Origin of the sequence: Bacillus sp. SM2101 (assembly GCF_018588585.1) — a bacterium.
Lineage (GTDB): Bacteria > Bacillota > Bacilli > Bacillales > SM2101 > Nanhaiella > Nanhaiella sioensis.
This window is the reverse complement of sequence record NZ_JAEUFG010000029.1, coordinates 39,040-47,814: the sequence shown is the minus strand read 5'-3', so window position 1 is coordinate 47,814 and position 8,775 is coordinate 39,040. Positions and strand designations below refer to the sequence as shown.

At 34.6% G+C, this 8,775-nt stretch carries 11 protein-coding genes; 10 read left to right on the top strand and 1 reads right to left on the bottom strand.

Annotated features, from left to right (window positions below; all coding sequences use genetic code 11):
- The first annotated feature begins 394 nt into the window (after window positions 1-394).
- The 8 genes from JM172_RS20280 (at window position 395) to JM172_RS20250 (ending at window position 6,737) form a co-directional block, all read left to right on the top strand.
- Window positions 395-1,102, top strand: a complete 708-nt coding sequence (locus JM172_RS20280) for an MBL fold metallo-hydrolase (RefSeq protein ID WP_214484199.1) — start codon at window positions 395-397, stop codon at window positions 1,100-1,102.
- 24 nt (window positions 1,103-1,126) lie between these two features.
- On the top strand, window positions 1,127-1,696 hold the full coding sequence (locus tag JM172_RS20275) for a TetR/AcrR family transcriptional regulator (RefSeq protein ID WP_214484198.1): 570 nt from the start codon (window positions 1,127-1,129) through the stop codon (window positions 1,694-1,696).
- A gap of 236 nt (window positions 1,697-1,932) precedes the next feature.
- Window positions 1,933-2,823 carry a 5'-3' exonuclease gene (locus JM172_RS20270; RefSeq protein WP_214484197.1) on the top strand — a complete coding sequence of 297 codons (891 nt, stop codon included), beginning with the start codon at window positions 1,933-1,935 and terminating at the stop codon, window positions 2,821-2,823.
- Between the two features lie 346 nt (window positions 2,824-3,169).
- Window positions 3,170-3,628: an NUDIX hydrolase gene (locus tag JM172_RS20265; protein WP_214484196.1), complete on the top strand. Its 459-nt coding sequence runs from the start codon at window positions 3,170-3,172 to the stop codon at window positions 3,626-3,628.
- 74 nt (window positions 3,629-3,702) lie between these two features.
- Window positions 3,703-4,167, top strand: a complete 465-nt coding sequence (locus JM172_RS20260) for an NUDIX hydrolase (protein WP_214484195.1) — start codon at window positions 3,703-3,705, stop codon at window positions 4,165-4,167.
- A gap of 473 nt (window positions 4,168-4,640) precedes the next feature.
- Complete coding sequence (locus JM172_RS25255; protein ID WP_284730488.1) at window positions 4,641-4,766, top strand: hypothetical protein; 126 nt, start codon at window positions 4,641-4,643, stop codon at window positions 4,764-4,766.
- 343 nt (window positions 4,767-5,109) lie between these two features.
- Complete coding sequence (locus JM172_RS20255; protein WP_214484194.1) at window positions 5,110-5,724, top strand: HAD family hydrolase; 615 nt, start codon at window positions 5,110-5,112, stop codon at window positions 5,722-5,724.
- A 296-nt stretch (window positions 5,725-6,020) separates the two neighbouring features.
- Entirely contained in the window at window positions 6,021-6,737 is a 717-nt protein-coding gene (locus JM172_RS20250; protein ID WP_214484193.1) for a YebC/PmpR family DNA-binding transcriptional regulator, read from the top strand.
- A 36-nt stretch (window positions 6,738-6,773) separates the two neighbouring features.
- On the opposite strand, the gene JM172_RS20245 is transcribed toward JM172_RS20250, so the two are convergent.
- Window positions 6,774-7,202 (bottom strand): VOC family protein, encoded by a 429-nt coding sequence (locus JM172_RS20245; protein WP_214484192.1) that lies wholly within the window; start codon window positions 7,200-7,202, stop codon window positions 6,774-6,776.
- A 218-nt stretch (window positions 7,203-7,420) separates the two neighbouring features.
- On the opposite strand from JM172_RS20245, the gene JM172_RS20240 reads away from it, so the two are divergent.
- Together JM172_RS20240 and JM172_RS20235 are read left to right on the top strand one after the other, a co-directional pair.
- Window positions 7,421-7,828 (top strand): VOC family protein, encoded by a 408-nt coding sequence (locus tag JM172_RS20240; RefSeq protein ID WP_214484191.1) that lies wholly within the window; start codon window positions 7,421-7,423, stop codon window positions 7,826-7,828.
- A gap of 325 nt (window positions 7,829-8,153) precedes the next feature.
- A complete protein-coding gene (locus tag JM172_RS20235; RefSeq protein ID WP_214484190.1) occupies window positions 8,154-8,672 on the top strand; it encodes an NUDIX domain-containing protein in 519 nt (172 codons plus the stop codon).
- Window positions 8,673-8,775: the final 103 nt, after the last annotated feature.

Below are 8,775 nucleotides of genomic sequence, written 5' to 3'. Positions count from 1 at the left end.
TTGTGTTTCTCCATTATACAAAAATGTACCCTATAGGGAGACTTTTTTAAAGTGTCTACTCTATAGGGTACATTTTATATATGGAGTCCTACCTTTTTTAAAATTATTTTCTTTATGTCGGATATATTGCTCTAAATGACTGGAGATTATAGAGCTAATATGCTCATTTTATTAAAGGCTCTTTTCGTAAAATTTGTTGCTATTGTTATCAATTTAGTACCAAAAAAGTGGTTTTATATTGTTAGTCATCAATGTACAGAAGAGAAGGTGCCAACTAGTTGAGTATGGTTTATTTCTAAAACAGCCATATTAAATATTAATGTTTGACAAAACTAATAACGTTAGTTATTATAAAACTAATATTATTAGTTTATGGATATGAGGTGAGAATGAAATGAGGAAAAAGCAAGAAAAATATTTATATCAGTTGACGTTTTTACCCCGTTTAATGCCTGTGAATAGCTATCTTGTCGAGGAAGATGATGAATTGACATTAATTGATGCAGCTTTGCCATACAGTGCCAAGGAGATTTTGCGTACAGCTGAATCAATTGGTAAACCCATTACAAAAATATGTTTAACCCATGCCCATGATGACCATGTTGGTGCTTTAGATAACTTGAAAAATAAACTCCCAAATGCCAAGGTTTATATCTCAAGTCGTGATGCTAAACTATTAGCTGGAGACAAATCTTTACACGCTGATGAACCAAACACTCCTATTCGAGGTGGAGTTCCTAAAGGTATTCAGACAAAACCAGATGTGCTACTTAACGAGGGAGATGTAATTGGTTCATTACTAACAATTTCAACTCCTGGGCATACTCCAGGGTCCCTAACCTTCTTAGATACGCGTTCAAACACATTAATTGCTGGAGATACATTTCAAATAAGGGGAGGAATAGCTGTTGCTGGACAATTAAGAGTTTCGTTCCCCTTCCCTGCAATGGCAACATGGAACAAAGAACAAGCACTTCAAAGTGCAAAGAAGCTAATGAAGTATAAGCCAGCACTACTAGCAGTCGGTCACGGAAATCTACTAAATAATCCCGCCTCAGCAATGAATCATGCTATTCAAGAAGCTGAAAGAAAGATTGGCTAATTCAATTGACAAAGGAGAAAGAGCATGTCACCTAGAACAGGTTTAGATTTACAAACAATATTACAAGCTGCAGCAGAGATTGCAAATGAACAAGGGCTTGAAGCAGTAACATTAGCTATATTAGCAAAGAAGCTGAACATTCGTCCTCCTTCATTATATAACCATATTGATGGGTTACCTGGATTAAGAAAACAGCTAGCCATTTATGGACTTGAGAAACTTCATAATGAACTGACAAGTGCTGTAATAGGGATCGCAGGGGAAGATGCTGTATATTCATTAGCGAAAGCCTACGTGAACTTTGCTCGTTCTAACCGTGGATTATATGAAGCGACATTAATGGCACCTGATGCATCTGATGAAGCAGCGCAAAAGGCAAGCCGTAACATCGTTAACCTTGTGTTAGCTGTCCTGCAAACTTTTCGATTAGAGGATGAAGCCGCTCTTCATACCGTTAGAGGCTTAAGGAGCATCTTACATGGATTCTCTTCATTAGAGCAGCATGCTGGGTTTGGTTTGAATCTGAGCCTTGATGATAGCCTATATTATATCGTAAGCACATATCTTAATGGTATTAACAAAATGCAGAAATAACAGTGATAGATGATTAGGCTTGGTTGTATGGAGTATGGAGGGGGACTCTATGTTTTGTCATACCAATGCCGAAAAATTTTTTATCCATTCAAGGTGAATTAATTCTTCGTCTGATACGTAATGATTGAGTTAAAAAGTCTCTGGATTTTCCAACATCTTAGCAAGTTATATGCAACATCGTTATGATAAAATGATAGGAAGTAAGTGCTGTTACTGAAAGGGTGTATGACGATAAAATGGAAAACCATAGTTTACTTTTAATAGATGGATTCAATATATTAAGCAGGTGTTACTTTGCAACTTCCTATGGTAGGGATGAGGATCAGCTTGCAAAAAATAGCCAAGGATTATACATTAACGCGTTACGAGTCAAGTTTAATAAAATCTTTGCGTTAATTGAAGATCTACGAGCGACACATGTAGCAATCGTATGGGATGTAAAGCGTGATGAAGTCATTAGGCGTGACATGTTTGAAGATTATAAAGCGACGAGAGGCGAACTACCAGACCCTCTCATTCAGCAATTTGAAACGTCAAAAATAATACTTGATAAAATTGGGATTTCTCAAATTTCTGTAGATCGCTATGAAGCAGATGATGTAATAGGCGCTTTAGCAACAAAATGGAGTCGTGAGCATCAAAAGCAGTGCTATATATACAGTAATGATCGAGACTTATTACAATTATTAGATCAAAATATTTCGCAAGTTATTGCAATTAAATCTAAAGGTGATACCATTTACAGATTACAAGACTTTCATAATGAATACGAAATATCTCCAAGTCAATGGGTTGATGTGAAGGCACTATTAGGGGACAAAAGTGATAACATTCCCGGCGTCACTGGTGTTGGTGAAAAAGCAGCACTTCCTTTAGTGAAAATGTATGATGGCATAGATAAACTATATGAACAAATTGATGACTTAGATAAGTCCTTCAACCGATATAAGAAAAAATTAATTGCAGGCAAGGAAATGGCTTTTTTAAGTAAGAAGTTAGCTGAAATTATTGTCGATATACCACAAATCAATGAATTTGAGATTTCTGAACTTCTACTTCAATTAGAAGAAGAAATAATTCACGAAGAGTTTGAAAAATATGGATTGAAAGCAAAGGTTAAAAGATAAGTAGAAAAACTGTTGCAATAGCATACTTGTAAGAAAGCACATGAGATGTAATGAATTTTCATGTGTTTTTATTTTTATTTGGCTCTTTTTGATAACTTTGTTGTAGAACAGTAAAATGAGGTGATATGTGCTATAGAGAGTTAAAGGTACCATGAGTACTTTTTGGTATGTGTCTTTAGTTCTTAATACGAAAAACAACAATTTATGCGAATACAATTTATTTGTATAGAAGCTTCATAGGAATGTCAGTGTGATAAACAACCTCTTTGTTATTAAATCTAGTATTAAAAATATGATATAATTACTAATATTCAGAAAATTAGTACCATGTTAGAGAAGGAAAAATATGGGCTATATCATGGATTTGAGAAAGTTAGTAGGTAATTGTCCTCTGATTATGGTAGGTGCATCTGTCATTCTTTTAGATAAAAGTAATAGAGTATTATTACAATTGCGCAAAGATAATCGACGTTGGGGGTTGCCAGGAGGCTCTTCAGAGATGGGAGAAACGTTAGAAGAAGTGGCAAGGCGTGAACTGTTTGAAGAAACAGGGTTAACAGCAAATTCTCTTAAGCTATTTAATGTTTTTTCAGGTGAAGAATTTTATTATAAATATCCAAATGGTGACGAAGTATATAATGTAGTTTCAGTATTTATATGTACTTCATTTGATGGAGTGTGTAAGAAGGATGTAAGTGAAGTAGCTGATCTACAATTTTTTCATCTTAATGAACTCCCGGAAAAAATAAATCCACCTGATTATCCCATTATAAAGGAGTATTTGCAAAAAAGAAGCTCTTTATAAAGGAGAATAACATTTTAAAAATTTTATGAAGTAACATCAATTATGCATACAACACAAAGGAAAGGTAATCGCAGATGAATTATATTAAGGATATGAGAAAGCTCATCGGTCACCAAACTCTTTTTACCGTTGGCTGTGGAGTAATTATCGAAGATGGAGAAAGAATTTTATTACAGCATCGAACTGATGAGGATAATTGGTGTATCCCTGGTGGGGTTATGGAAATAGGAGAGTCATTTGAACAAACAGCTAAAAGAGAAACGTTTGAAGAAACCGGCTTACAAGTAGAGAAATTAGATTTATTCGGTATATATTCAGGTGAAGCATGTTTCGTTAAATATCCTAATGGTGATGAAGTTTATAGCGTGCAACTCATCTTTAAAACGAGCTGTTACAAAGGAGAATTAAAGCAAATGGATATTGAAAGTCGGGAGCATAGATTCTTTTTGAAAGAAGAGCTGCCCCAAAATTTAAATCCACGTCAAAAAGCTTTTATTCTCGATTGGGCGGAGAAAAAGCAGTTACCTGTTATTAGTTGATTATGATACTTTTGAATATAGAAAACGCCTCAGCCTCATTGTGTTTAACGAATGGGGTTTTGTGTGATTATGATCCTTCTAAACAGTCATGTAATCGATTTGTCAGCTTATTTAGTTTAGGGTGTAATAAACAATAAACAGTAAACCCAATATCCGATAGCTGTTAAAAATAACATAAATGTCCCGATGTTAATCCTCCTATTACACTACCTGCAAAATATCCTAAAGGGCATAAAGAGCATAAAGAGCCTAACAGTGACGACAGAAAGGAAAATCCAGTTCCAATAAAGTGTTCGGGTAGATTTATTCGTATGCATGTTTGGATATAGCCCAAGCAAACCTAAACAAAACATAAGGAATGATAAGTCTCTTAATTGTGGTTATAGATAATAAGCAGAGAGCACCTGGAAATATAGAAACGATAGGAAAGACTCAGTTTAAGTGGAAATTTATTTTGTATACTAGATAAGGTAGTGCCAGCTATTATACCAATTGATATAGATGTTAACCATAACCCGTACTTTGCTGAGTTAGAGGAAATGACTGGAAACATTGAAATTTCCATCGTTGCCATAACTGCTCCTTTTAATTATATTTAATGGTAATTATTTCATAAATTTAATAAAATTTCTATTTATACATTGAATAATAAACGAAAGTATTGTAGAATAATAATTGGATTTTTTAATAGAAGGGTAGGGTAGAATGATTGGTGTAAAAGCGCCTGGACTAGGTAAGGTAACCCTAGTTGACGAGGAGGAGGTTTATCGATTTTTCGGCGGATACCTCCCGGTTGCTTCGACTACAACCGTAATCATATACGAAAACAAAGAGGTGACTTTTTGGACAATCGTATGTGTGTAATCGACAAAAAATATTAACTTGCAAGGGGACGAGAGCAGTCCTCTATAATTCTTGTCCCTTTGTATTGGAGGGCATTATATGGATAGCATTATTTTTGATTTGGACGGTACACTTTGGGATTCTAGTCGTGAGATTTTAACTTGTTGGAATGATGTATTAGCCAGATATGATGAAGTTAATTACAGTATAACAGTAGACGATTTAACTGGCACGATGGGCTTGCAATCGAAGGAGATTGGGGAGAAGCTATTCCCTCATCTTGGGGCAAGTTTGCAACAACGAATATTAGCAGATTGCTGTCAAGTTGAATGTAACCACTTAGCAAATCACGGTGGGGTACTATATGACCGTGTGGAAGAAGTCCTCAGTGAGTTATCTCAAACTTACAAATTGTTTATCGTTAGTAATTGTCAAGACGGCTATATCGAAGCATTTTACAAATATCATAAGCTAGATAAGTATTTTATTGATTATGAGAATCCTGGAAGATCTGGGCTATCAAAAGGTGAAAATATCAAGCTGGTCATCAACAGAAATCAATTAGTAGACCCGATTTATGTAGGTGATACTGAAGGTGACCGAACAGCAGCAAAGTTTGCGGGAATACCGTTTGTATTTGCTAAGTATGGGTTTGGTGAAGTTACTCAATACGATTATAGTATCGATACATTTGATGCAATAAAGGAACTATGAAATGTTTCTTACTAATGATATAGTCTGCTGAAATCAATTTTGATTCAGCAGGCTTTTTCACAGCTAATTTAATCTAATTTAGTATTGAGCAATGCCAATAATTCTTCAATATGTAATCAAAAATCACTTACTTAATTATGCTATAATCAATATAAGTGCTAAATTGGATGTTACTGCAAATAATTAAAACTAATTTAAGTGGTAAGAATGTCTGTGTAAAATTATTGACTTCTATCATTTAAAGAGCTTCATTAGTTATATTGTATAGATTCAAACATGAAAGAGAGTGAAAAGAAATGGGTCGTAAGTGGAACAATATTAAAGAGAAAAAAGCATCAAAGGATGCGAATACGAGTCGTATCTATGCTAAGTTTGGTCGAGAAATTTATGTGGCTGCCAAGCAGGGTGAACCAGATCCTGAAGCAAACCAAACTTTAAAATTTGTTCTAGAACGTGCAAAAACTTACAATGTGCCGAAAGCCATTATTGAACGTGCCATTGAAAAAGCTAAAGGTGGTTCTGATGAAAACTATGATGAACTTCGTTATGAAGGATTCGGACCAAATGGATCTATGGTCATTGTAGATGCATTAACGAATAACGTAAACCGCACTGCATCAGATGTACGAGCTGCCTTCGGTAAAAATGGTGGTAATATGGGTGTCAGTGGGTCAGTTGCATATATGTTTGATGCAACAGCTGTTATTGGTTTAGAAGGTAAAACAGCTGATGAGGTACTCGAACTATTAATGGAAGCTGATTTAGATGTTCGTGACATATTAGAAGAAGATAACGCAGTTATCATTTATGGAGAACCTGATCAATTTCATACAATACAAGAAGCTTGTACAAATGCAGGTATCACTGAATTTTCAGTAGCTGAAATTACAATGCTTGCACAAAACGAGGTAGAACTTCCACAAGATGCACAGGTGCAATTCGAGAAGTTAATAGATGTATTAGAAGACTTAGAAGATGTTCAACAAGTTTATCACAACGTTGACATTAAATAACAAAGGGGGACAGCCCCCCTTTTTTGCTTTGACGTGTTAACGTTGAGGGGACAGACCCCTTGTTATTTCATCCATTGATTTGTCATTGTTTATTTGCATAGAAAGTGTGATCGTGTAGTCATTTGGATCTTTTAAAATGAGTTCACGTGCATTCCATGGTTGGTCAATGGGACCTTCAATTACTTTAGTATTCGCTGCTAAAGCTCTTTCGAAAAATTGATGAACATCCTCTACTGATAGGTTTACAACGATCCCCTGTTTACTGCACTTATCTTGGCTATTATCCTTCAGCAACAAAATATCTTGATACTTTTCACCACGAATATGAGCCATAATTGTGTTACCCTCCTTATCTGGTAGCTCGAATATTGAGTTAAAGTTGATAACCTCGTTGTACCATTTCAGTGAATCATCCATGTTTTTTACTGAAAGTTTGACGAATAATGGCATTGGATAATATTCCATGTTACTTCCTCCTTTGACTAATGATAATTCAAAGATACGCCATCACGTTACGTGGGGGTCAAGAAGTTAAAAGTAACTTAGTATCATCTCTTCAATGATTATTTCTTCCCTAAATAATATTTACATACTTCAAATTAGTAGTCGATAAAATAGTTGAAGACTTATTGTATGGTATCGTACTATTTAAATATATTAATAATTTTAAGGGGGCTTTTAAATTGATTAAAGGGATAGGTCACACAGCTTATACTGTTAAGAATATGGAAAAATCGCTCCATTTTTACTGTGATATTTTGGGGTTTCAAAAGTTATTTGAATTAAAGAATAGTGATGATGAACCTTGGATTGTTTATTTAAAAATAAGGGAAGGGCAGTTTATTGAGTTATTTTATGGTGGTAAAAAAACGAATGAAGTAGATGGAAGTACAATTGGTTATGCTCATTTATGTTTAGAAGTTACTGACATCCATGAAATTGCAAATTATTTAAAGAAAAATGGCTTAAAATTAGATGTAGAGCCTTTGCAAGGGTTAGATTTGAACTTTCAATGTTGGGTTAAGGATCCCGATGGTAATGCAATTGAATTTATGCAAATGAACCCTGATTCGCCACAAATGAAGAATTAAGCTGTGTAGTTATTTTTTATTACAATGGGTTCTTTCGTAAGCTTTGTTGCTAATTTTATTAAAAATGGACTGTATGATGAGTTTTATAAGAGCTCAACCATTGTAAAAGTAGCAAATGTGCCACGAATGCTAGATGTATATGTTTAATGAAAAACAACAATCAATGCGAAAACACCCTTACATATTGACGCAAAATGGAGATTTCATCCCATAGAGGTTGATTTTAAAGAAGAAAAGATGTCGCAAGCATTAGTTATATACATATTTAACTTTAGTACGAACAGTCAATACGAGAATTACCTTTTAAATAGAGAAGGGTGAGCTTTTGAAACTACGGCAAATGGCAGTGGCTTTTCTAATCAATGAGGAGCAACAAGTGTTATTTCTTCAAAAAAAGCCAAAAGACACATTTCTAGCAGGCTTGTTAGTGCCAATTGGTGGCCATATTGAAGGAGAAGAAATATGTGATCCTAAATCTGCCTGTATAAGGGAGATAGCAGAAGAAACAGGTCTATCTAGTAGTTGCATAGATAACTTAACTTTGCGATACATTGTTCATCGATTGAGTGAAACTAAAGAAATAAGGATACAATATGTGTTTTTTGGGAATGTGTCTAAAGACTCTAAGTTAATCGAAAGCGATGAAGGGTCATTATGTTGGACAAATTATAATGAAATTTCTAACATTAATGTCTCAGCGACAACTAAAGAGATTGCTAAGCATTATGAAAAAACTGCAAAACTATCAAAGAACGTATATGTAGGTTCAATGAAATCATTAAATGGAGATCCTGTAGTCACATGGGGGTTGTTAGAAGATTGGGAAAAACCCTCGTTAACTTAACAGATCAAAGGTAGGGAACGATAGTAATAGAATTATAGCTATTTAAATGGCTGAAAGTTAATTTGCAGTCGAAAAAAGTAGTAGGAAGTTCACTTAGTCAACT